Source organism: Deinococcus indicus (assembly GCF_002198095.1).
GTDB classification, from domain to species: Bacteria; Deinococcota; Deinococci; order Deinococcales; family Deinococcaceae; genus Deinococcus; species Deinococcus caeni.
In genome coordinates, this window is the sequence record NZ_NHMK01000009.1 from 771835 (window position 1) to 794208 (window position 22374).

The following is a 22374-nucleotide window of genomic DNA, read 5'->3' on the forward strand; positions in this document are numbered from 1 at the left end:
GCACCTGCGCCCAGGTCAACCCCGGCCTACCGCCCGCTTACAGCACGGTGAAGATCAGGACGGCGAAGGCGAAGCCGATCACGCCGATCAGGGTTTCCATCACGGTCCAGGTCTTGAAGGTGGTGGGGATGTCGAGGTTCAGGAGGCGGCCCACCAGCCAGAAGCCGGAGTCGTTGACGTGCGACACGACGACGGAGCCGGCGGCGGCGGCGATGACGACGGCGGCCACGTCGGTGCCCGCGTACCCGGCGGCGGCCACGGCGGGCTGGATGAGGCCGGCGGCGGTCAGGAGAGCGACGGTGGCGCTGCCCTGCGCGATGCGGAGGAGGGCGGCGATCAGGAACGCGGCGGCGATGACGGGCACCCCGAGGTCGGCGAGACTGCCGGACACGGCGTTGCCGATGCCGCTGGCGCGCAGGACCGCGCCGAACATGCCGCCCGCGCCGGTGATCAGCACGACAGAAGCGATGGGCCCCAGCGAGGAATCGAGGAGTTTCTCGATGGTGACGGCGTCGCGGCCCCGGCGGGCGCCGAGGACCACGGCAGCGACCAGGACGGAGATCAGCAGGGCGACGGGCGTGTTGCCGAACAGGCGGATCAGGACGACGGCCGGGTTGGCGGCGTCGATGCTGCCGGCGGTGGCGAGGGCGTTCAGGCCGGTGTTCCCGAAGATCAGGATCAGCGGCAGCAGCAGCATGGCGATGACGGTACCGGCGCTGGGCGGGTTGCTGGGAGGTTCGACGATCATGGCGCCGCCGCTGAGGAGTTCCGGGACGGGGTTCGGGTAGCGTTTCCCGGCCCACAGGCCGAACAGGTACGCGGCGAGGTACCAGGTGGGCAGCGCGACGAGCAGGCCCACGCCGATCAGGGTGCCCATGTCGGCCTTCAGCAGGTCGGCGGCGGCGACCGCGCCGGGGTGTGGCGGGACGAACACGTGCATGACCGAGAACGCCCCGGCGGCGGGCAGCCCGAAGCGCAGGACCGGCTGGTTCAGGCGGCGGGCGACGGCGAACACGACGGGCAGCATGACGATCAGTCCGGCGTCGAAGAAGATCGGGAAGCCGAACAGCAGTGAGGCCACGCCCAGCGCGAGCGGGGCGCGGTGCTCGCCGAAGCGGGTGACGAGGGTGTCCGCGAGGACCTTAGCGCCGCCGCTGGTTTCCACGAGGCGGCCCAGCATGGCGCCCAGGCCGACGAGCAGGGCAACGCTGCCGAGGGTGCTGCCGAACCCGTCGGTCAGGACTTTCACGATCTCGCCGGTGGGCAGGCCGGTGGCGAAGGCGGTGATCAGGCTAACGAGGATCAGCGCGACGAAGGCGTGCAGGCGCAGCGCCATGATCAGGAACAGCAGGGCGGCCACGGCGGCGGCGGCGATGCCGAGCAGGGTGGGGGCGGACAGGGTCTGGACGAAGGTTTCCATGGGGGCTCCGGGCTTACAGGGCGCGCAGGTCGTGCGTGAGGGTCTGGAGGGCGTGGGCGGCGTGCCGGTACTTCCGGCCGAGGGTGGCGTACAGGGGGGCGTCGGTGTCGGGTTCGACGGTGTCGAAGGTCAGGGTGTGTGGGAGGTCCAGTCCGGCACTGCGGGCGGCGATCCGGGCCGCGCCGAAGGCACTACCTTCGAACAGGTCGGCGCCGTCGGGAATGAGGACGGGGGCGTTCAGGGCGTTCGCCAGGACGCGCAGCCACGCGCGGGAGCGGGTCAGGCCGCCGGTCGCGCGGTACTCGCGCAGGGGTTGCGTGCCGCTGGCGAGCAGGTCGGACAGCCACGCGAGGTGCAGGGCGACGCCTTCCATGCCGGCGCGGGCGATGTCGCCCTGGGTGTGGTGCAGGCCCAGGCCCAGCAGGTTGCCGCTGACGTGCGGGTCCCACAGCGGGGCGCGTTCGCCGCTCAGGGCGGGCAAGAACAGCAGCCCGCGTGCGCCGGGGGTGGTGGCGTGCAGCAGATCGTCGAGGTCGTGGGGGACGTTCAGGTGGTCGCGCAGCCAGTTCAGGACGATGCCGGCGTTGTTGCTGGGGCCGCCGGTCAGGTAGCGTTCCTGGGCGCTGTGGTCGGCGCGGTAGCTGAACAGGTGGGCGTGCGGGTCGGTGGCGGGGCGGGGCGTGAAGGTGCGGATGGCGCTGCTGGTCCCGACGGACAGGGCCGCCTGGTCGGGTCGGGTGATGCCGAGGCCCTCGGTGGCGGTCACGCCGTCGCTGGCGCCGATGGCCCAGTGGGCGGCGGCGAGGCGCGGGTAGCGGGCGCGGTAGGTGGGTTGCAGGGGCGGCAGCGGCGTCTCGATGGGGTGCACGGCGGGCAGTTGCCCGGTGGTGACGCCGGCCTGCGCGAGGGCCTGCGGGTCGTAGGTGCCGCCGCGTCCGAGCAGGCCGGTGGCGGAGGCGGTGCTCTGGTCGGTCCAGTACACGCCGAAGAAGCGGCGCAGCAGTTCTTCCTTCACGCCGCTGACGCGTTCCACGTCATGCAGTTGCCCGGCCGTGTGCAGCGCGGCGAGTTTCACGGCGGGCGTCATGGGGTGCCAGGGCACGCCGGTCTGCGCGTGCAGGTGCGTGACGGGGTGGCCGCCGGTGCCGGCGCGCAGGTCCGCGAAGGTGAACACGTCGGACGGACCGCCGGGGCGGATCAGGGTCAGGGTGTGCATGGCGCTGCTGAATCCGGCGGCCTGGGGGGTCAGGTCGTGGCGGGTCAGGTACTCTTCCATGCCGCCGAGGGCGAGCGTGAAGGCCTGCATCAGGTCCGGGAGGCGCTGGGTGGCCTGTCCGGGCTGCTCGGCGTGCAGGGGGTAGGGGAACTGCAGGCGGTGGCGTTCGGCGCTGCCGTGGAACAGCACGGCTTTCAGGGCGGTGGTGCCGAGATCGAAGGCGACCACCAGCGGCGGGCTGGGTGGGGAGTGGGTGGGATTCGGCATGGGCCTCCGGCGCGCTCTGTTAGCGCTAACAGGGTGGTGCAGTTGAGATACGGCACGTTAGGCCGTGCCGGTGCGGAAGTCAAGCGCCCTGTCCCGGCAACGGCACGGTCAGGTCGTCTGCCGCTGGCGAAGTTCGCAGGGGAACGTGACCAGGCCGCCCTTCAGGGTGGGGGCGTTCAGGCGGCGGGCGACCTCCGCGCCGATCTCCTCGCGGGGGGTGAAGACGGTACTCAGGGCCGGGTGAACGTGCGCGGAGATGCTCATGTCGTTGTGCCCCAGGATCGCCACGCGGCCCGGCACGCTCAGACCCTGGCGCAGGCACTCGAACAGCGCCCCGGCCGCCACGTCGTCGTTCGAGAAGTAGATGGCGTCCACGCCGGGCGTACGGCTCAGCACCCGGCGCAGCAGGATCACGCCCACCTCGATCGAGGAGGCTTCCTCGACATTCTCGGTGGCGCAGGGCACGCCGCAGCGTTCCGCCTCGGCCTGAAAGGCCTGCATCCGGCGGGCGTTGCGGGCGTCCCCGACGCCCAGGCAACTGGCGTACGCGAGGTGCCGGTACCCGCGTTCGATCAGGTGCCGGGCGGCCATCGTCCCAGCCTGCGCGTGGTCGTACCCGATCAGCAGGTCCGCCGGGTTCGGCCGGGCGTCCATGACCTCAATGATCCGCACGCCGAAGCGCCGCAGGGCCGGCAGCACGCGCGGGTCGTGGTCCGTGCCCGCCAGGACCATCACGTCGGGCCGCAGGGACAGGAACTGCTGCGCGGCGCGCCACTCGCGCTGCGGGTCGTACTCGGTCAGGTCGATCGCCAGTTGCCAGCCCGGCTGGGTCAGGCCGCGCTGCACGCCCTCCAGGAACGGCACGTACACGCTGTGGTGCAGGGTCGGCAGGACCATCGGCAGCAGGCGCACCGGGGCGCCGCCGGCCAGGGTGCCGGCCATGCGGTTCGGGATGTACCCCAGGGCGTCCACGGCGGCCTGCACGCGCTCCCGGACCTGGACGGTCACGATGTCCGGGCGGTTCAGGGCGCGGCTGACGGTCATGCTGCTCACGCCGGCATGGCGGGCCACGTCGGCCAGCGTCACGCCCTTCCCGGTTCCCTTCATGCGCCGGAGCATAGCGCGCGGACCGTATAATTCCGCTCATGGCTTCAACCAGCATCCAGAACCTGAAAGCCCACGTGGGCGAGACGGTCACGCTGCACGCGTGGCTGACGGACAAGAGCGGCAAGGGCAAGATCCAGTTCCTGAAACTCCGGGACGGCAGCGGCTTCGTGCAGGCGACCGTGTTCAAGACCGACATACCCGAGGACGTGTTCGAACTCGCCAAACGCCTCACGCAGGAGCAGGCGGTCACCGTGACCGGCGAGGTCCGCGCGGACGACCGGGCGCCGGGCGGCGTGGAACTCAGCGTGCGGGACCTCTCCCCCATCAGCGAGAACCACGGCGAGTACCCCATCACGCCCAAGGAGCACGGCATCGAGTTCCTGATGGATCACCGGCACGTGTGGCTGCGTCACCGCCGCCCATGGGCGATCATGCGGGTGCGCGACTCCGTGCAGCGCGCCATCGTGGACTTCTTCCATGGCGAGGGCTTCATCCGTTTCGACGCGCCGTTCTTCACGCCGAACGCCGCCGAGGGCACCACGGAACTGTTTGAAATTGACCTGTTCGGCGAGGACAAGGCGTACCTGAGCCAGACCGGGCAGCTGCACGCCGAGGCGGGCGCGTTCGCGTTCGGGAAGGTGTACACCTTCGGCCCGACCTTCCGTGCCGAGAAGAGCAAGACGCGGCGCCACCTGCTGGAATTCTGGATGATCGAACCCGAGGTGGTGCCCAGCAACCACACCGAGAACATGGCCCTGCAGGAGCGCATGGTGAGCTTCATCGTGCGCCGCGTGCTGGACGAGTGCCACGCGGAACTGGATCTGCTGGGCCGCGACGTGAGCAAACTGGCCGGCGCGGCGGAAGGCAACTACCCGCGCGTCACGTACACCGAGGCGCTGGAAATCATCCGCAAACACATCGAGGACCGCGACCTGCCCCCGAACGTGCAGGAAGACGTGCAGCCCGTCGAGTGGGGCGACGACCTGGGCGCGCCGCACGAGACGATCCTGGGGCATCACTTCGACCGGCCCGTGATCATCGAGCGGTACCCGGCGGCCATCAAGGCGTTCTACATGCAGCCGGACCCCCAGGACCCCCGCGTGGCGCTGTGCGACGACATGATCGCCCCGGACGGCTACGGCGAGATCATCGGCGGCAGCGAACGCATCCACGACTACGACCTGCTCAAGTCCCGCATCGAGCACGAGGGCCTGCCGCTGGAAGCCTTCGAGTGGTACCTGGACCTGCGCCGCACGGGCAGCATGCCGCACGCGGGCTTCGGCATGGGCCTGGAGCGCGTGATCGCTTGGATCACCGGCATCGACCACATTCGCGAGGCGATTCCGTTCCCGCGGATGCTGACCCGCATGCGTCCCTGAAGACCGGTCGGGTGGGGGCGGGGTGGGCCGGAGACGGCCAGCCTCGCCTCCACTCTGTTTCCCTGGTGGAGTGGCTGAGCAGGGATTGGTAGTAAGTGAATAGTTTCACGATCAATCCAGATCGTGAAAGAATTGTTTGCGACTATCAGTTTCACCGCAGGGCCTGCCCCTGCCTCCGCACCGGCCCCCGGAACGTCCCGCGCGGTGCGGTAGACTGCCCGCATGATCGCGTATTGCGAGGTGAGTGCCTTCACCGACACGCCCGGACACGGCAACCGTGCCGGCGTGGTGCTGCACGCCGCCCACCTGACCCGGCAGGACATGCAGTCGCTGGCCGCCATGCTGGACGCCCCGGAAACCGTGTTCGTGCTGGGACACGCCGACGGACTGGCGCGCGTGCGCTACTTCACGCCCACCCAGGAGGTCGATTTCTGCGGGCACGCGACCGTCGCGCTGGGCCTCACGCTGGCACAGGCGGGCCTGTGGCGCGGCGAACCGCTGGCGCTGGACACGCTGGCCGGACGGGTCCCGCTGCGACTGGAATGCCGGGCCGGCGTGCCGTGGCGCGTGTGGATGCAGCAACCCGCGCCGCAGTACCGCCCGGTACCGCCCACGCTGCGCGCCGAATTGGCGGACTCGCTGGGCCTCGACCCGCGCATGATCCACCGGGGCCTGCCCATGGCCGCCGCCAGCACCGGCCTGTGGAGCGTGTTCGTACCGCTCCTCGACGCCCTGATCCTGGACGGCCTGGAACCGGACTTCCCACGCATCCACGCGCTCACCGAGGCGCTGGGCGTGGGCAGCATCTACGCCTACGCCCCGATGGGCGTCAACCGCTTCGCCGCGCGGGACTTCGCGCCCGCCCTGGGCATCCCGGAAGACCCGGTGACCGGCAGCAGCGGCGGCGCGCTCATGGCCCTGCTCGCCAGCCAGGGGCGCCTGCCGGTCCGGCAGGGCCGCGCCTGCGGCATGATCTACCAGGGACACGCGCTCGGCACGCCCGGCGAGATCGAGGTCGAACTGGAACTGACCGGCGAGAAGGTCACCGCCGTCCACGTGGGCGGGCAGGCGACGCTGGAACGCGAGGGGCAGTGGACGCCCCGCCAGCCCGGCGTGCGCGGCTGAGCCGACCCCCGGCCGGACCGCCCACCTGTCCACTCTACCGGGCCTTGCGCTGACGGTCCGGGCCTATAGTGCCCGGATGCTTGGATTGATCTGTGTGGATGTAGACGGCACCCTGGTCGGCACCGGGAACGTGATTCGGGACGACGTGTGGGCCGCGCTGGCCGACGCGCGCGAGAAGGGCGTGCATATCGCGCTGTGCTCGGGCCGGCCCGCCATCGGGAACGCCCGCGCGTACGCGCAGAGGCTGGACCCGGACGGCTGGCACGTGTTCCAGAACGGCGCGAGCATCGTGAAGGTCAGCAGCGGCGAGAGCCTCAGCGAGGCGTTCCCGGCGCAGGCCCTGCCGGACCTGATCGGGCGGGCGCATGCCACGGGCCGACTGCTGGAGGTGTACACGGACCTGGAATTCGCGATCACGCACCCCGGCGAGTACGCCGAGCGGCACGCGGCGCTGCTGGGTGTCCCGTATGACGCCCGTCCGCCCGAGGCGCTGGAGGGGACGGTCGTGCGCGTGCAGTGGGTCGTGCCGCGCACCGACGAGCACGCCGTCGTGAACGAACCGCACGACGGGCTGGACCTGCACCCGGCGGGCAGCCCGGTCATGCCGGACGTGTCGTTCATCAGCGTGACCCGCGCGGGCGTCAGCAAGGGCAGCGCCATCGAACGCATCGCCGCGCACTACGGCGTACCCATGGACCGCGTGATGATGGTCGGCGACGGCGAGAACGACGTGACCGCCATGCGCGTCGTCGGGCACCCGGTCGCCATGGGGAACGCCGACCCGCCCGCCATCGCCGCCAGCCGCTACCGCGTGGCGCACGTGGACGACGGCGGCCTGCGCGAAGCGGTGGAACTGGCCCTGACGCTGTAAAGGGTTGATAGTGGATGGTTGATGGAGAACGGGTGGCTGTTCCGTCAACTGTCCACCGTTCACTGCTGCCCGCGCGCGTGACAGGCTGGGGCGTATGCCTGAACTGGTGAAGGTCTGGACGGAGTATGTGGCGCTGGGGGTGGAACTCACGGCGGCCGTCATCATTGCCCTGGCGGCGCTGGTGGGCGCGGGGCGGGCGCTGCTGGCGTTCGTGCGGCCCAGCAGGGCGCCGGACGCGCAGAAGGAGAGCCTGCGGCTGGAACTGGCGCGCTGGCTGGCCGTGGCGCTGGAATTCACGCTGGCCGCCGACATCCTGCGGACCGCGATTGCGCCCAGCTGGGACGACATCGGGAAGCTGGCGGCGATCGCCACGCTGCGCACGCTGCTGAACTACTTCCTGCAACGCGAGATCGACGGGCATCAGGCCCGGCAGGAGGGCGCAGCCGAGGAGGCAGTCAGTCGCCCGTGACGCTGCTATCCGTGACGCTGCGGATGGCCTGCACGATGCGCTCGCCATAGTTCTCCAGGCGTTTGGGACCCAGGCCGGGAACGTCGGCCAGTTCCGCCACGGACTGCGGCTGACGGGCGGCCAGGGCGTCCAGGGTGGCGTTCGTGAAGACCACGTAGGCGCTCAGGCCGGTCTCGCGGGTCAGGTCACGGCGGACGGCGCGCAGGGCGTCGGCCACGCGGTCCGTGAGGTCCGGGCGGGCCGTGGCGGACGCGACTGGTGGGGCGTCCAGCAGGGCCGGGGTGCTGAGCGCCGGGCCACTGGGGACCGGGGTGCTGGGGCGCGGGGCACTGAGGACCGCGCCGCGCAGGACGCCCAGCACGGCGCTGTTCTCGCGCACGCCTCGCTCCTGGGGGGTGGGGGCGGGCGTGGGCGTGCCGGTCAGGTGATCACGGACGATCTGCACGACCTCGTCGCCGTAATCGGCGAGTTTGCGCTGCCCGACGCCGCTGACGGTGCCCAGCAGGGCGTGGCTGGTGGGTTTCAGGTCGCACACGGCTTTCAGGGTGGCGTCCGTGAACACCACGTACGGCGGGACGCCCTGCGCGCGGGCGCGTTCCAGCCTCCAGGCCCGCAGCGCCTCGAACAGCGGCTGGTCGGCGGGGGCGACGGGCGCGCGGCCCGCCCCGCTCCTGGCGCGGTCCCGGTCGCGTTTGCTGGGGCGGGGGGCCAGGGTGTCCTCGCGCAGGGCGAGGGTCTGCTCGCCTTTCAGGATGGCGCGGGCCTTGCCGGTGGCGCTCAGGCCGTGGTGCTCTCCGGCGGCGAGGTAGCCGAGGCTCACGAGTTGCCGCAGAAGGCCGCGCCAGTACTTCTCGTCGTGTGCGGCGCCGACCGCGAAGGTGGGCAGCTGGTGGTGCCCGAGACTGACGACGCGTTCGGTGGCGTGGCCCATCAGTACGTCGGTCAGGTGCGCGGCGCCGAAGCGGTTGCCGGTGCGGATCACGGCGGACAGCGCCATCTGCGCCTCGCGGGTCGCGTCGCGCACGCCGGGCGGGTTCAGGCAGGTGTCGCAGTTTCCGCAGGGGGCGCCCAGCTCCTCGCCGAAGTACGACAGCAGCACCTGTCTGCGGCAGGTGGCAGCCTCGCAGTAGGTGAGCAACGCGTCGAGTTTTGCGGCCTCCACGCGCTTGACCTCCTCGGGCGCGTCGCTGGAGGCCAGCATGCGGCGCACGTTCACCACGTCCGCCAGACCGTACACCATCCAGGCGGTGCTGGGCAGCCCGTCGCGTCCGGCACGGCCGGTTTCCTGGTAGTAGCCTTCCATGCTCTTGGGCAGGTCCAGGTGGGCCACGAAGCGCACGTTGGGTTTGTCGATGCCCATGCCGAAGGCGACGGTGGCGACCACGACCAGCCCTTCCTCGTTCAGGAAGCGTTCCTGGGCGCTGTTGCGTTCGCGTGGCGGCAGGCCCGCGTGGTACGCGACGGCGTCCACGCCCTGCGTCTGGAGCCAGCGGGCGGTCTCCTCGACGCTCTTGCGCGACAGGCAGTACACGATGCCGGCGTCGCCGCGGTGCTCGGCGTTGATGAAGTCCAGCAGTTGCGTCTTGGGGCCTTCCTTGTTCGCCACGCGGTACTGGATGTTCGGGCGGTCGAAGGAACTGATGAACTGCGGCGCGCCGCCCAGTTGCAGGACGCTGAGGATGTCGGCGCGGGTGCGGTCGTCGGCCGTGGCGGTCAGCGCGAGGCGTGGGATGTGCGGGTAGCGGTCGGGCAGCACGTTCAGGCCCTGGTACTCGGGCCGGAAGTCGTGCCCCCACTGCGAGACGCAGTGCGCCTCGTCCACCGCGAACAGCGCGACGGGCGCGCGGTCGAGCAGGTCCAGCGTGCGCGGCAGCAGCAGGCGTTCCGGCGCGACGTACAGCAGGTCCAGCTCGCCGGACAGCAGCGCCGATTCGACCTCGCGCACGCCGTCCAGGGACAGGGTGGAGTTCAGGAACGCGGCCCGCACGCCCAGCGCCCGCAGGGTGTCCACCTGATCCTTCATCAGCGCGATCAGCGGCGAGACGATGATGCCCACGCCGGGGCGCAGCAGGCTGGGCACCTGATAGCACAGACTTTTGCCGCCGCCGGTGGGCATGAGGACCAGGGCGTTGCCGCCGCCCGCGACGGTCCGCACGATGTCGGCCTGCACGCCCCGGAAGGCGTCGTACCCCCACACCTTCTTCAGGACGGTCAGGGCGGCGGTGTCGTGGGTGGTGGGCGCGGCAGGAGCAGACATTCCCCCCCAGCATACCGCGTTACGCCCTGTGCGTAACCCCGCCTGCCGCCTCCGGAGTCGTCACGGGCAGGTCAGCCACCCCGCCCCGCCCGACCCCGCGCCCGCTCAGCGCGGCTTGACCTCGACCGGCACCCGCAGGTCCGACCCCAGGTCCAGCGTGGGCTTCGCGAACCGGTCCCGCAGAAAGCGCCCGTGCGTCAGCAACTCCTGCCCGCCCGACTGGAGCGCCGAGTTCAGCACGTCCTGCACGCCGTCCAGCAGCAACTCCAGCTGCTCAACCAGCAGGGCGCGGCCGGTCTTGCCGTCCTGCAGGGGCGCGCTGTCCGCCAGGGTGCGCGGCAGCTTCAGGTACGCCTCGACGGCGTTCGGGGCGTACTCCTCGCGGATGGCGCGCGCCACGTACTCGGCCTCGCTGCCCGCCTGCCCCTGCGCCCGCAGCAGGTCCAGAGCCTCCTGCGAGCGCAGGTTCAGGGCCGCCAGCTGCGCGCGGGCGTCCGCCGGGAGCCGCTCGTCCCGCACGTACCCGCCCAGCCCGGCCTCCCGCGCTGCGGCGGGGGATTTGGTCAGGATCACGCCGCCTGCCTGCTGCGGCAACGGCACCGGCGCGACAGGCACCGCGCGCTCCGGCGCGGGCTCCCGGAACGGTGAGGACGCCAGCCACGCCATCCCCATGAAGAACAGCGGGAAGATCAACCAGCCCGCCCCCAGCGCCATGAACACGGCCGCCGCCAGCAGACCCGCCAGCAGGCCCGGCTGCGCGCCGCGCCACTTCCCGAACGCGCGCGACCCGAAGAAGCCCAGCAGCATCCCGGCCGCCGGGTGAACCACCCACGCCGCGCCCAGCACCGCCAGCAGCGCGATCACGGCCGAGGCCCGCGCCACCCCCGCGAACGTCCTGCCCTGAGGCGAGAACACCGTCTGCGCGAAGAAGGCGATGGCGAACGCCGCCGCCACCTGCACCATCCAGCCCAGCGGCCCCAGCAGGTCACCCAGGTCCATCACACGCTCCCCTCCATGACTTCCAGCATGACTCAGGGTACACCCGCACCCTCTCCTGTCAGCGGCAATTGCAGGAACACCAGATCCAGCCAGCGCCCGAACTTGAACCCCACCTGCCGGAAGTGAGCGACCTGCCGGAACCCCAGCCCCTCGTGAAAGGCGAGACTCCCGGCGTTCCCGGCGTCCACGCCCCCCACCAGCGAGTGCAGCCCCCGCCCGCGCGCCTCCCCGATCAGGGCCAGCAGCAGCGCCCGGCCCAGGCCCTGCCCCCGGCAGTCGTGACGCACGTACACGGAATGCTCGGCCGTGAACCGGTAGCCCGGTTTCTCCCGGAACGGCCCGAACGTCGCCCAGCCCGTCACCTCGCCGTCACGGGCCGTGACGAGCACCGGCCAGCCGCCCCGCACCCGCTGATCGAACCACGCCAGCCGTGACTCCAGACTGACCGGCTCCAGGTCGTAACTGGCCGTCGTGTGCAGCACCGCGTGGTTGTAGATCTCCAGAATGGCCGGAACATCCGCGCGGGTCGCGGGGCGGACAGGGGACGGGCCGGCAGTGGGCAATTCGGACATGCGCCGACCCTAGCGCCCGCACAGGCCACCCGCCTAGGCCAGACGGCGCATCACCGGCCCGACGACAGGCAGTCAGAATGCAGGTCGCTTCAGGAGGCCTGCCATGTCCATTCCACCACCATCCGCTGCCGGGTGGGTCGTTCCCTTCTATGACGTTCAGGACCGCCTGATCGGGTGTTACTCCGCGCCCCCACACGCGACGCATGTCGAGGCGGCCCGGCGCCTGCGCGGGCAGTACCCGCAGGCGAATCGGCTGCTGGAACTCGGCGCCGGGGGCGGTCAGTTCGCCGTGAGTGCCGCTGCCGAGGGGTTCACGGTCACGGCGCTGGAACTCCGGGCAGCGGGCGCGGCCCACACGCTGCGGCTGGCGCGCGAGCACGGCGTGACCCTGAGTGCCATTCAGGGGGATTTCTATACGGCCGATCCGGGCGGTCCCTTCGACCTGATCGTGTACTGGGACGGGTTCGGTATCGGCGGCGACGACGACCAGCGCCGGCTGCTGACCCGCATGGCCGGCTGGCTGGCGCCCCAGGGACACGCCCTGCTGGACATCTACCCCCCGTGGTACTGGGCCAGTCACGCCGGGTACACCCGCCACACCGACACGTACACGCAGATGTACGGGTTTGACAGCGCGACCAGCCGCATGACCGACACGTACGTGGACCCCAGCGGGCAGCGGCACACCCAGTCGCTGCGCTGCTATTCCCCCGACGACCTGCGCCGACTGCTGGCCGGCACCGGGCTGCGGCTGGCGCGGGCCGAGCCGGGCGGGATGTTCGACACCGCCACCGGAACGTGGCACCCGCAGGCGAACTGGGCGTCGTGCATGACCTTCCAGGCGGTCCTCGTTCCGGAGTAGACCGGGTCGTGCCGGTGTGGGCCGGATGCGAACAGGAACCGCGCCCCTTCCTTCACGGAGGGGGCGCGGTCTGCAGTTACCAGTCTTATACGGGTTCCGTTTGTTTCGCTGACAATCCGGAACTGCACCGGATTGCCAGCTCCACGTCCGGAACCCGTTTCTCTCCTGCTCGCTTCGCTCGGATTGAACGGGCTTTACCGCCCATTCAATCGGAGTCCGTATTACTTGCGGAGGCTGGGGTTCAGGATCTTCTTGCGCAGGCGGATGCTCTGGGGGGTCAGTTCGACGAGTTCGTCCTCGCTGATGTACTCCAGGGCGTCTTCCAGGCTCAGGCGGCGGGGGGGGATCAGGGTCAGGGCGTCGTCGGCGCCGCTGGAGCGGACGTTCGTGAGCTTCTTGTTCTTGCAGACGTTCACGTTCATGTCCTGCTCGCGGGCGTTCTCGCCGACGATCATGCCGATGTAGACCTCGGTGCCGGCGTCGATGAAGAAGTTGCCGCGGTCCTGCAGTTTCCAGATGGAGTACGCGAAGGCGGGGCCGTCTTCCATGGACACGAGGCTGCCGTTCTGGCGGCTCTTGATCTCGCCGGCCCAGGGGGCGTACCCGTCGAAGATGTGGCTCATGATGCCTTCACCCTGGGTCATGCTCAGGAACTGGTTGCGGAAGCCGAACAGGGCGCGGCTGGGAATCTTGAATTCCACGCGCACGCGGCTGCCCATGGGTTCCATGTTCACCATCTGGCCCTTGCGGCTGCCCAGGACGCCGATCACGGCGCTGGAGAGCTGCTCGGGCATGTCGAGGACGAGGTGCTCGATGGGTTCGTGCTTCTCGCCGTCGATCTCGCGGATGATGACCTGGGGCGCGCCGACCTGCACTTCGTAGCCTTCACGGCGCATGGTTTCGAGCAGGATGCTCAGGTGCAGTTCGCCACGGCCGGACACCTTGAATTCGTCGGGGCGGATTTCCTCGACTTTCAGGGACACGTTGGTCATGACTTCCTTCTTCAGGCGGTCGTTCAGGTGGCGGCTCGTGACGTACTTGCCGTCCTTGCCCGCAAAGGGGCTGGTGTTCGGCTGGAAGATCATGCTGACGGTGGGTTCGTCCACGGTGATGATCGGCAGCGCTTCGGGGTCGGCGAGGTCGGCGACGGTCTCGCCGATCTGGGCGTCCTCGATGCCGGCCAGGGCGACGATGTCGCCGGCGCTGACGGAGTCCACCTCGATGCGGCGCAGGCCCATGTGCGTGAAGGGCTGCACGACGCGCGTCTTGGTCATGGTGCCGTCTTTGTGCATCAGCTGGACGAATTCGCCCTTCTTGACGGTGCCGCGCTTGACGCGGCCCAGCACGATGCGGCCCAGGTACTCGGAGTAGTCGAGGTTCGTGACGAGCATCTGGAAGGGCGCGTCGACGTCCACGCTGGGGGCGGGGATGTGCTCGAGGACCATGTCGAACAGTTCGTGCATGTCGTCCTGGGGCTTGTCGAGTTCCTTGTAGGCCTTGCCGTCGCGGGCGATGGCGTACAGGATCGGGAAGTCCAGCTGGTCGTCGTTCGCGCCGAGTTCGGCCATCAGGTCGAAGGTCAGGTTGACGACTTCTTCGGGGCGGGCGTCGTTGCGGTCGATCTTGTTGACGACCACGATGGGCTTGAGGCCCAGTTCGATGGCCTTGCGCAGCACGAAGCGGGTCTGGGGCATGGGGCCTTCGGCGGCGTCCACGAGGACCAGGGCGCCGTCGACCATGCCGAGGACGCGTTCGACTTCCCCGCCGAAGTCGGCGTGGCCGGGGGTGTCGACGATGTTGATCTTGACGCCGTTGTACTCGACGGCGGTGTTCTTCGCGAGGATGGTGATGCCACGCTCTTTTTCGAGGTCGTTGCTGTCCATGGCGCGTTCCACGATCTCTTCACCGTGGCCGAGTTTCAGGGTCTGGCGCAGCAGGGCGTCCACGAGGGTGGTCTTGCCGTGGTCGACGTGTGCAATGATCGCGATGTTTCTGTATTCCATAACTGTCCGTCCTTTTTCCGCCCGGCCACGCCGTCCGGCCTGTGCGGGCCTGGGCGCGAGGGGCGGCAGTGTCCGTGCAACTGGCTGCATGAACCGTGGTGCTTAAAAACGCCCGCCGCACTGTCGTCGTGGGCGGGACACCCAAAACAGGATTTTACCATAACTGGAGGGTGTTGTTCTCATGTCAGCTCGGGTGGGGGCGGCGGGGTGGGTCGGGGCGGGCCGTTCAGGGCAGCGGCGCCCACCACCAGCCGCCCACGTCGCGCCGTCCGGCGCGGGCGGCAGCGTTCAGCGCGCCCCGGTTGCGGCCGTGGATGGTGCCGCTGAGGACCTGGGCAGGGTCCGGCAGATGCCGGGCGAGCAGGGTGCTCAGGGCCGCGCCCAGGCCGTGGCCGCGGGCGTGCGGGGCCAGCAGGAGTTCCTGCACGACCTGCGCGTCCAGACCCACTTGCGGGTGGGCCAGGGTGCCGGCGTACCCGGCCCATTCTCCGCGCCAGTGGACGTCGAACATCGTTCCGGCGTCGATGCACTCCTGAAGGTCCTCGGCGCTCAGCAGGCGGGCCTCGTGCGGGTGGTGGGGGTGGGCGGCGTCCACGGCGTCGTAGGCGGCCTGCGCGTCGGCATGGCGGCTGGTGTCGCGGGTGGGGGTCAGGGTCAGGTCGTCCGGGACGGGGTACCCGCGCAGATCGCCCACGGGCGCGGCCAGCACGCGCCGGTCCGGGTCGAGGTCCGGCCAGTCGGTCATGGGGGCGGCACTCCAGAAGCGCAGGCGCGGCGGGTGGAACGCCGCGTACACGCGGGCCGCGTCCGACAGGGCGGGCAGGTCGGCGCGCGTGACGGGGCGGCTGGTCACACTGACGTCCACGAAGGGTTTCGTGACGTCCAGGCCCAGGAAGCGGATGCTGAGCATGGCGTGCAGGTCGGCGCTCACCATCATCCAGCGGTTCAGGTAGGCGGGCGCGGCGGGTCCGGCGTTCAGGAAATCGGCGCGCTGCGCGGCGAGGTCGAGGTCGGTGGCGAGTTGCAGGTCGAACTCGTGCTCGTCGGTCAGGTTGCGCAGGCGGGTGGCCGGGTCGGTCCAGTCATGCGTGGCGGGGTGCTGCGCGGCGAGGGTGAAGGCGGCCAGTTCGGCGGCGGTGGGCAGGTCAGTAATACCCGGCAGTTGATCGGTGGTCGTCACTGCCGGACACGGTAGCGCCGGGCGGACCTCCGCGCCGCCGCATGTGGGCCGGTCGGGCGGCCGCCTGCTATCCTAGGCGCAACCTAACGAGCGTTTGTTCCAGCCTCTCCCCCGTCCCCGGAGGTCCCCGCATGAAAAGCAAGAACGAGTGGATGCAGAGCGTCTACGCCCCCGCCACGCAGAAATTCCCGGAACGCAAGTACAACTTCAAGAACCTCTCGGACATGGAACCCGAACCCATCTATACCGCCGACGACCTGAAAGACTGGGACGCCGAACGGGACCTGGGCTACCCCGGCGAGTACCCGTACACGCGCGGCGTGCAGCCCAGCGTGTACCGCGGGAAACTCTGGACCATGCGGATGTTCGCGGGCTTCGGCAGCGCCGAGCAGACGAACGAACGCTTCCACGCGCTGCTGCGCGCCGGGCAGACAGGCCTCTCGACCGCCTTCGACCTGCCCACCCTGATGGGCTACGACAGCGACCACCCCTTCAGCAAGGGCGAGGTCGGCAAGTGCGGCGTGGCGGTCAGCAGCCTCGCGGACATGGAGATCCTGTTCCGGGGCATCGACCCCACGCAGGTCACGACCTCCATGACCATCAATTCGCCCGCGAACGCCATCTGGGCCATGTACATCGCCAACGCTCAGAAGCAGGGCAAGGACCTCGGGCAGGTGGGCGGCACCATCCAGAACGACATTCTGAAGGAATTCATCGCGCAGAAGGAATTCATCTACCCGCCTGCCCCCAGCGTGAAACTGGTCATCGACACCTTCGAGTGGGGCCCCCGGATCGTCCCGAAATGGAACTTCATCAGCGTGTCCGGCTACCACATCCGCGAGGCGGGGGCGACCGGCGTGCAGGAACTCGCCTTCACGCTCGCCGACGGCTTCCACTACGTGGAGAAGGCGCTGGAACGCGGCCTGGACATCGACGAATTCGCGCCGCGCATCAGCTTCTTCTGGGACATCCACAACGACTTCTTCGAGGAGATCGCCAAACTCCGCGCCGCGCGGCGCATCTGGGCGCGGCAGATGCGGCACCACTACGGCGCGAAGAACCCGAAAAGCTGGATGCTGCGCACCCACTCGCAGACCGCCGGGGTGTCCCTGCCCGCGCAGCAGCCGCTGAACAACATCGCCCGCGTGGCGATCCAGGCGCTGGCCGCCGTGCTGGGCGGCACGCAGAGCCTCCACACCGACGCCTTCGACGAGGCGCTGGCGCTGCCCACCGAGGAAGCCGCCACCATCGCCCTGCGCACCCAGCAGATCATCGCGTACGAGACGGGCGTGGCGGGCGTGGTGGACCCCCTGGCCGGCAGTTACTACGTCGAGAAACTCACGAACGACATCGAGGCCGCCGCCATGGGCTACATCGAGCAGATCCGCGCGATGGGCGGCGTGGAGGCCGGCATCGACAGCGGCTTCTTCCAGCTGGAGATGGCCGAGGCCGCCTACCGCTACCAGCGCGAGGTCGAGACGAAAAACCGCGTCGTGGTCGGCGTGAACGACTTCGTGCAGGACGCCGTCGAGGTGCCCATCCAGCTGATCGACCCGCAGGTCGAGCGCGTTCAGGAAGCGCGGCTGGCGCAGGTGCGACGCGAACGCGACCCCGAGCGCGTCAGGGCCGCCATCGACGCCCTGCGCGACACGGCCGTGACCGGCGCGAACTCCATGCCCGCCTTCCTGGAATGCGCGCACGCCTATGTCACGCTGGGCGAACAGATGGACATCCTGAAAACCGTGTACGGCGAGTACGTGGAACCCGCCGTCGTGTAATCACCCCCCCTGTCAGAACGTGAAGCCCACGGGAGGACTCTCTCGCGGGCTTCACGGTTGTTCCCACTGCCAGCGGAACAGACCGCGGAGTCCGTCGGTCAGTCGGTCAGGGGGAACACGGTGACGCTGTCCAGGCGGTCGAGGCGGCTGGCGCCGACGGTCAGGGCGCGGCTGTCGGCGGCCCAGGCCAGGAAGGTGGGCGGGTCGGCCAGGGTGGGGGTGCGGGCGTCCACGCGGCCGGTCGTGGCGTTCACGAGGTCCACGCGCCAGCCGCGTTCGTCGTGGGCGGGCACGGCGAGCAGGGCGCTGTCCGGACTGAACCGCGCCGCGCCGAGGGTCCGGGCGGGCGGGGCGGCGCGGACGGTGGCGTAGGGCACGCGGTTGCCCGGCTGGTACAGATCGGTGGTGCCGTCCGGGGCGGTGAAGGCCAGCACGCCCCGGCCGCTGATCTGCACGTCGGCGGCGCGGCGGCCGGGCGCGGTGGGCAGGCCGAAGCGTTTGCCATTGGCGAGCAGCGCCACGAATCCCTCTCCCTGGGGCGGGAGGACGAAGACGCGGGTGGTGTCGGGCGACAGGGTGACGCGGGCCGCGCCGAGCTGGCCGGGCGCGCGGAGGGTCGCGGTGACCTTCCCGGTCTTCTGCGAGACGACGCTGAGGCGCTCGTCGTTCCAGGTGACGGCGGCGTTCCCCCAGTGGTTCACGCTCAGGTGCGTGGCGGGACCGGCCGGGGCGACCGTGCGGACCTTCCCGCCGTCCAGCTGCGCGAGGTTCGTGCCGCTGCCGTCCGTGACGAGCAGCCAGGTGGCGCGGTTCATGGTCTGCACGGCCATGGCGGGCGGGGCGGTCAGGGACGTGCCGGCCACGCTGAGGCCGCCGCCGGGCAGCAGGGCGACGGGCTGGCCGGTCGCGGGGTCGGTGCCGCCCCCGGCCGTCAGGGCCGGCAGGGGCAGGCGGCGCGCGGCGGTCCAGCCGGCCGGCCCGACCGCCAGTCCGGCCGCGCCGATGCCTAGCACGTCGCCGGTCAGGCTGACCTGCGCGGGCCGCAGCGGACCGCCGGGGACGGTCAGGGTGCGTTCGCGGCGGCCCGTGAGCAGGTCGCGCCGCTGGACCTCGCCGGTCCGGGTATCGCCGTCCAGCGTGAGGACCGACCCGTCGCGCAGGGGCAGGCCCGCCAGGGCGCGGCCCTCGCGGACGACGACGGTGCTGGGGAACCCGGCCCGCAGCGCGATGAGTTGCGGGCCGGCCTGCACGGCGGCGCTCAGGCCGTCCGCGCCGAAGCCGACCGTCCCGACGGGGCAGGGGTCGTCGCAGGTGTGACCGGAGCGCACGGCGGCGCCGGTCGTCTCGATGAACTGCACACGGCCCGGCCGGCCCACGACGGCGTGCGTGCCGTCCGGGGACGTCACGAGCGCCGTAACGGGGGCGCTGTCGAGCGTGCGGCGCCCTGAAGTGACGGGGTCCACGCGTTCCAGGCCGCGCGGGCCGCCGATCAGGACTGCGCCGTCCGCCGTGAGGCCCGCGCCGGTGGCCTGCGGGGCGCTCAGGCGCGCGGTGGTCACGCCGTCCGCGAGTCGCCAGACGGTCACGGTGCCGGCCGCGTCGTCCCGAGTGAGGGCCGCGCGGCCGTCCGCGCCGACGCTCAGGCCCGCGCAGGGGCCGGCGGTGGACACGGCGCGCAGCAGCGTCCCGGTCGGGCCGAGGATCAGCAGCCGCTCACCCAGGCACGCGACCACGCCCGCCTCCGGGGTGAGGCGGGCCTCGGTCACGCCGGACAGGCCGGGCAGGTTCAGGCCACTGCCGGGACCGACCCCCAGGCCGGCGGCGATGCCCAGCAGGGCCGTGAGGAGAGCGACGGATCGGAACGGAACGCCCACGCGGAAGGTCACGCCCGACAGTGTAGAGCAGCGACCTGAACGGCAGGTCACCCCCGGACCGTTCCCTGCGGATTCCGTCCGGTTCGTTGCCTCGCCCGGCTCGGGGGCGGAACTGAAGGGCGGGCCACCAGGATCCTCTCCCGGTGGCCCGCTGCCATGCCTGTTCAGTCGGATTTCAGAAGGTGTAGCCTTTCGGGACGACCACCACGCCGTTGTCGGTGACCGTGAAGCCCCGCGCGCGGTCCTCCTCGAGGTTCAGGCCGATCTTCGTGCCGGGCGGGATGACCACGTTCTTGTCCACGATGCAGCGGCGCAGGTGCGCGTGCCGGCCCACCTCGACGTCCTCGAACAGCACGCTGCTCTCCACCAGCGAGTACGAGTGCGTGCGGACGTTGCGCGCCAGGATGGAGTCGCGGACGGTGCCGCCGCTGATGATCGCGCCGCCGGCCATGATGGTGTTGAACGCCTGCCCCTTGCGGCCGTCGCTCTCATGCACGAACTTGGCGGGCGGCGAGAACTCGCTGCTGGTCCGCAGGGCCCATTCCGGGTTGTAGATGTCGAACTCCGGGTTGATGCTCACGAGGTCCATGTTCGCCTCGTAGTAGGCGTCCAGGGTACCCACGTCACGCCAGTAGGTGTTCGGGCCGACCTGACCGGGGATGGGGTTGCGGTGGAAGTCGTACGCCATGACGTTGTACCCGTCGCTCAGGGCGCGGGGAATCACGTCACCGCCGAAATCGAAGCCGCTCTCGCCGGCGCCCATGTTCGTCTCCAGCAGCTCCTCGAGCGCGCGGCGCGAGAAGATGTAGTTGCCCATGCTGGTCAGGCTGGTGCCGGGCTGGCCGGGAATGCTGGGCGGATCCTTGGGTTTCTCCAGGAAGTCCGTGACCCGCCAGTTCGCGTCGACGTGCATCACGCCGAACTGGTGCGCCTGCTCCTGCGGCATGGGGTACGCGGCGATGGTCACGTCGGCGCGCGTCTCGATGTGCTTTTGCAGCATGTGTTCCACGTTCATCTTGTAGATGTGGTCACCGCTGAAGATCGCGACGTAATCCGCCTCGTAGTTGTCGATCAGGTGCATGTTCTGGTAAACGGCGTCGGCCGTGCCGCGGTACCACACCGGCCCGAGTTCCTCGATGCGGTACATCTGCGCGGGCACCAGCGTGATGAAGTAATCGCTGAGGAACGTCCCGAACCGCCAGCCGCGCTGGATGTGCTCGGTCAGGCTCTGCGCCTTGTACTGCGTGAGCACGTAGATGGAGAACACGCCCGAGTTGATGAAGTTGTTGATGGCGAAATCGATGATGCGGTACTTGCTGCCGAAGGGAACGGCGGGCTTGCTGCGCTTCTGAGTCAGTGGCGCGAGGCGGGACCCCTGTCCGCCCGCGAGAATCATGCCGAGAACCCGTGGTTTCATGCGATACCCCCTTCAAAGAACCGGTGGTCAGGCCGCCCACGAGGCCGCCGGACCAGTGAACCGTGAGTCCCTGTGCTGTGCCGACACTGTAACGCGAAATGGCGTGCCCACCACCGGACCCTTCTGCTCAGGCCCGGACCACGCCAGACACTCAGACCGCGCCCACCCTAGCGGGACAGCCGCGCGCGCAGTTGCCCCCGCGCTTCACCCGGAGTTAATACCGGGGCGCGCAGTTGCGTCCGCGTGAACGTCAGCTGCCGACGCCCGTACTGCCGGGTGGCGAGCGTCACCTGCGCCGCCGCGTCCTCCAGCGCCAGCACGCCACGCGCCACGCCCAGCGCCTCCCGGTACCCGAGGGCCTGCCAGACGGTCGGGCGCGGCCCGGCGTCCGGTGACACCCGACCGGCCAGCCACGCCGCCTCGTCCGCCCAGCCGGCCCGGAACATGTCCTGCACCCGCGCCGCCATCCGGGCCTCCAGGTCCGCCGGTTCCCGCGTGAACGCCGTCACCTCGAACGCGAACCGGGGGCGGCTGCGGCCGAACTCGCCCGGAAACCGCCCGGTCTGCCGGTACACCTCCAGCGCACGCACGACCCGGCGCGGATTGCGTTCCATCCGGACCGCCTCGGCCGGATTCAGCGCCTGCATGTCGGCCAGCAGGGCGTCCAGACCCCGAGCGGCCAGTTCCGCCTCGACCCCGGCACGCACCGCCGGATCGCTGGGCGGCGTGAGCGGCAGGCCGCGCGTCAGGGCCGCCAGGTAGAACCCGGTACCGCCCACCACCAGCGGCACCCGCCCCCGCGCGAGAATCCCCGCGACGGCCTCCTCGGCCAGCTCCACGAACCGCGCCACGTCGAACGCCTCGGTCACGTCCGCCACGTCCAGCAGGTGGTGCGGCGCGGCCGCCCGGTCCTGCACGCCGGGCTTGGCCGTGCCGATATCCAGCCCCCGGTACACCGTGAACGCATCGGCCGACACGATCTCCAGCGGGAACTCGCCCGCCAGTTCCAGCGCCAGCGCGGACTTACCGGCCGCCGTGGGCGCCGTCAGGATCTGAATGGGACTCTGCACGCGAGGGATGATACGGGACCGGAACCGCCACGCGGCGACCCCGAGAACCGCAGCGGCGCCGGGCAGTGGTAGCGTAAGGGCATGAACGAGCCCGTGCTGGCGCGACTGCAACACCTCATGACCCTCCGCGAGGAGGTCGAAACCCTGACCGGAACCGGACCCTGGATTCCCAGCGCCGACTGGGCCGACGCCGACACGCACCTGATCCTGTACCTCGACGTGCCCGGCGTGAACCCCGACACCCTCGAACTGCTCGAGGAGGACGGCACCGTCACCGTCGCCGGCCAACGCGACGAGACACACCGACTGCTGCGCGGCGAACGCCCCGCCGGCACCTTCCGCCGCACCCTCACCTTCCCCGAGGATGTCCTCCCCCAGACCGGGCAGGCCAGCCTCGCGGGCGGCGTGCTGTGCGTCCGTTTCGAGAAGAAACACCCCACCATCAACGTGCAGTCCAGCGACGCCCCCGACGATCACGACTGATACGGACTCCGATTGAATGGGCTGC

At 70.4% G+C, this 22374-nt stretch carries 18 protein-coding genes; 7 read left to right on the forward strand and 11 right to left on the reverse strand.

The features are described 5' to 3' along the window. Positions 1–37: 37 nt before the first annotated feature. The 3 genes from CBQ26_RS06205 to CBQ26_RS06215 form a co-directional block, all read right to left on the reverse strand. A complete protein-coding gene (locus CBQ26_RS06205) occupies positions 38–1420 on the reverse strand; it encodes a GntP family permease (RefSeq protein WP_088247632.1) in 1383 nt (460 codons plus the stop codon). Positions 1421–1433: 13 nt separating this feature from the next. Next, complete coding sequence (locus tag CBQ26_RS06210) at positions 1434–2903, reverse strand: gluconokinase (RefSeq protein WP_088247633.1); 1470 nt, start codon at positions 2901–2903, stop codon at positions 1434–1436. A 108-nt stretch (positions 2904–3011) separates the two neighbouring features. Beyond that, positions 3012–4010: a LacI family DNA-binding transcriptional regulator gene (locus CBQ26_RS06215; RefSeq protein ID WP_172417935.1), complete on the reverse strand. Its 999-nt coding sequence runs from the start codon at positions 4008–4010 to the stop codon at positions 3012–3014. Positions 4011–4048: 38 nt separating this feature from the next. On the opposite strand from CBQ26_RS06215, the gene asnS reads away from it, so the two are divergent. From asnS to CBQ26_RS06235, 4 genes are all read left to right on the forward strand, one after another. Continuing rightward, positions 4049–5389, forward strand: coding sequence for an asparagine--tRNA ligase (gene asnS / locus CBQ26_RS06220; RefSeq protein ID WP_088247635.1), 1341 nt, complete (start codon positions 4049–4051; stop codon positions 5387–5389). Between the two features lie 222 nt (positions 5390–5611). Next, positions 5612–6514, forward strand: coding sequence for a PhzF family phenazine biosynthesis isomerase (locus CBQ26_RS06225; RefSeq protein ID WP_088247636.1), 903 nt, complete (start codon positions 5612–5614; stop codon positions 6512–6514). A gap of 76 nt (positions 6515–6590) precedes the next feature. Beyond that, positions 6591–7385 carry a Cof-type HAD-IIB family hydrolase gene (locus CBQ26_RS06230; protein ID WP_088247637.1) on the forward strand — a complete coding sequence of 265 codons (795 nt, stop codon included), beginning with the start codon at positions 6591–6593 and terminating at the stop codon, positions 7383–7385. 94 nt (positions 7386–7479) lie between these two features. Next, complete coding sequence (locus CBQ26_RS06235) at positions 7480–7854, forward strand: DUF1622 domain-containing protein (protein ID WP_088247638.1); 375 nt, start codon at positions 7480–7482, stop codon at positions 7852–7854. Here CBQ26_RS06235 and recQ read toward each other — a convergent pair. The 3 genes from recQ to CBQ26_RS06250 all read right to left on the reverse strand — a co-directional run bounded on the left by recQ (position 7841) and on the right by CBQ26_RS06250 (position 11682). Then, positions 7841–10111, reverse strand: coding sequence for a DNA helicase RecQ (gene recQ, locus CBQ26_RS06240; protein ID WP_088247639.1), 2271 nt, complete (start codon positions 10109–10111; stop codon positions 7841–7843). The two genes, CBQ26_RS06235 and recQ, sit on opposite strands and share 14 nt — an antisense overlap. Before the next feature lie 105 nt (positions 10112–10216). Next, positions 10217–11110, reverse strand: a complete 894-nt coding sequence (locus CBQ26_RS06245) for a hypothetical protein (protein WP_088247640.1) — start codon at positions 11108–11110, stop codon at positions 10217–10219. Between the two features lie 32 nt (positions 11111–11142). Next, positions 11143–11682, reverse strand: coding sequence for a GNAT family N-acetyltransferase (locus CBQ26_RS06250; RefSeq protein ID WP_088247641.1), 540 nt, complete (start codon positions 11680–11682; stop codon positions 11143–11145). 103 nt (positions 11683–11785) lie between these two features. Between CBQ26_RS06250 and CBQ26_RS06255 the strand changes: the two genes are divergently transcribed. Then, a complete protein-coding gene (locus tag CBQ26_RS06255) occupies positions 11786–12544 on the forward strand; it encodes a class I SAM-dependent methyltransferase (protein ID WP_088247642.1) in 759 nt (252 codons plus the stop codon). A 221-nt stretch (positions 12545–12765) separates the two neighbouring features. On the opposite strand, the gene typA is transcribed toward CBQ26_RS06255, so the two are convergent. Continuing rightward, positions 12766–14547: a translational GTPase TypA gene (typA, locus tag CBQ26_RS06260; RefSeq protein ID WP_088247643.1), complete on the reverse strand. Its 1782-nt coding sequence runs from the start codon at positions 14545–14547 to the stop codon at positions 12766–12768. A gap of 226 nt (positions 14548–14773) precedes the next feature. After that, positions 14774–15727 carry a hypothetical protein gene (locus CBQ26_RS06265; RefSeq protein WP_216360337.1) on the reverse strand — a complete coding sequence of 318 codons (954 nt, stop codon included), beginning with the start codon at positions 15725–15727 and terminating at the stop codon, positions 14774–14776. 131 nt (positions 15728–15858) lie between these two features. Here CBQ26_RS06265 and CBQ26_RS06270 point away from each other — a divergent pair, with 131 nt between their 5' ends. Next, complete coding sequence (locus CBQ26_RS06270) at positions 15859–17505, forward strand: methylmalonyl-CoA mutase family protein (protein ID WP_088247644.1); 1647 nt, start codon at positions 15859–15861, stop codon at positions 17503–17505. Positions 17506–17603: 98 nt separating this feature from the next. Here CBQ26_RS06270 and CBQ26_RS06275 read toward each other — a convergent pair whose 3' ends face one another. The 3 genes from CBQ26_RS06275 to miaA all read right to left on the reverse strand — a co-directional run bounded on the left by CBQ26_RS06275 (position 17604) and on the right by miaA (position 21866). Next, positions 17604–19391: a WD40 repeat domain-containing protein gene (locus tag CBQ26_RS06275; protein ID WP_088247645.1), complete on the reverse strand. Its 1788-nt coding sequence runs from the start codon at positions 19389–19391 to the stop codon at positions 17604–17606. A 163-nt stretch (positions 19392–19554) separates the two neighbouring features. Next, entirely contained in the window at positions 19555–20796 is a 1242-nt protein-coding gene (gene glgC / locus CBQ26_RS06280; RefSeq protein WP_088247646.1) for a glucose-1-phosphate adenylyltransferase, read from the reverse strand. 167 nt (positions 20797–20963) lie between these two features. After that, a complete protein-coding gene (gene miaA / locus CBQ26_RS06285; RefSeq protein ID WP_088247647.1) occupies positions 20964–21866 on the reverse strand; it encodes a tRNA (adenosine(37)-N6)-dimethylallyltransferase MiaA in 903 nt (300 codons plus the stop codon). 81 nt (positions 21867–21947) lie between these two features. Between miaA and CBQ26_RS06290 the strand changes: the two genes are divergently transcribed. Then, complete coding sequence (locus tag CBQ26_RS06290; RefSeq protein WP_088247648.1) at positions 21948–22349, forward strand: Hsp20/alpha crystallin family protein; 402 nt, start codon at positions 21948–21950, stop codon at positions 22347–22349. Positions 22350–22374 lie beyond the last annotated feature (25 nt).

Bases quoted from the DNA above. Each gene is read 5' to 3' on its own strand.
- CBQ26_RS06205 (WP_088247632.1), bottom strand. From the start codon at position 1,420: ATGGAAACCTTCGTCCAGACCCTGTCCGCCCCCACCCTGCTCGGCATC.
- CBQ26_RS06210 (WP_088247633.1), bottom strand. From the start codon at position 2,903: ATGCCGAATCCCACCCACTCCCCACCCAGCCCGCCGCTGGTGGTCGCC.
- CBQ26_RS06215 (WP_172417935.1), bottom strand. From the start codon at position 4,010: ATGAAGGGAACCGGGAAGGGCGTGACGCTGGCCGACGTGGCCCGCCAT.
- asnS (WP_088247635.1), top strand. From the start codon at position 4,049: ATGGCTTCAACCAGCATCCAGAACCTGAAAGCCCACGTGGGCGAGACG.
- CBQ26_RS06225 (WP_088247636.1), top strand. From the start codon at position 5,612: ATGATCGCGTATTGCGAGGTGAGTGCCTTCACCGACACGCCCGGACAC.
- CBQ26_RS06230 (WP_088247637.1), top strand. From the start codon at position 6,591: ATGCTTGGATTGATCTGTGTGGATGTAGACGGCACCCTGGTCGGCACC.
- CBQ26_RS06235 (WP_088247638.1), top strand. From the start codon at position 7,480: ATGCCTGAACTGGTGAAGGTCTGGACGGAGTATGTGGCGCTGGGGGTG.
- recQ (WP_088247639.1), bottom strand. From the start codon at position 10,111: ATGTCTGCTCCTGCCGCGCCCACCACCCACGACACCGCCGCCCTGACC.
- CBQ26_RS06245 (WP_088247640.1), bottom strand. From the start codon at position 11,110: ATGGACCTGGGTGACCTGCTGGGGCCGCTGGGCTGGATGGTGCAGGTG.
- CBQ26_RS06250 (WP_088247641.1), bottom strand. From the start codon at position 11,682: ATGTCCGAATTGCCCACTGCCGGCCCGTCCCCTGTCCGCCCCGCGACC.
- CBQ26_RS06255 (WP_088247642.1), top strand. From the start codon at position 11,786: ATGTCCATTCCACCACCATCCGCTGCCGGGTGGGTCGTTCCCTTCTAT.
- typA (WP_088247643.1), bottom strand. From the start codon at position 14,547: ATGGAATACAGAAACATCGCGATCATTGCACACGTCGACCACGGCAAG.
- CBQ26_RS06270 (WP_088247644.1), top strand. From the start codon at position 15,859: ATGAAAAGCAAGAACGAGTGGATGCAGAGCGTCTACGCCCCCGCCACG.
- glgC (WP_088247646.1), bottom strand. From the start codon at position 20,796: ATGAAACCACGGGTTCTCGGCATGATTCTCGCGGGCGGACAGGGGTCC.
- CBQ26_RS06290 (WP_088247648.1), top strand. From the start codon at position 21,948: ATGAACGAGCCCGTGCTGGCGCGACTGCAACACCTCATGACCCTCCGC.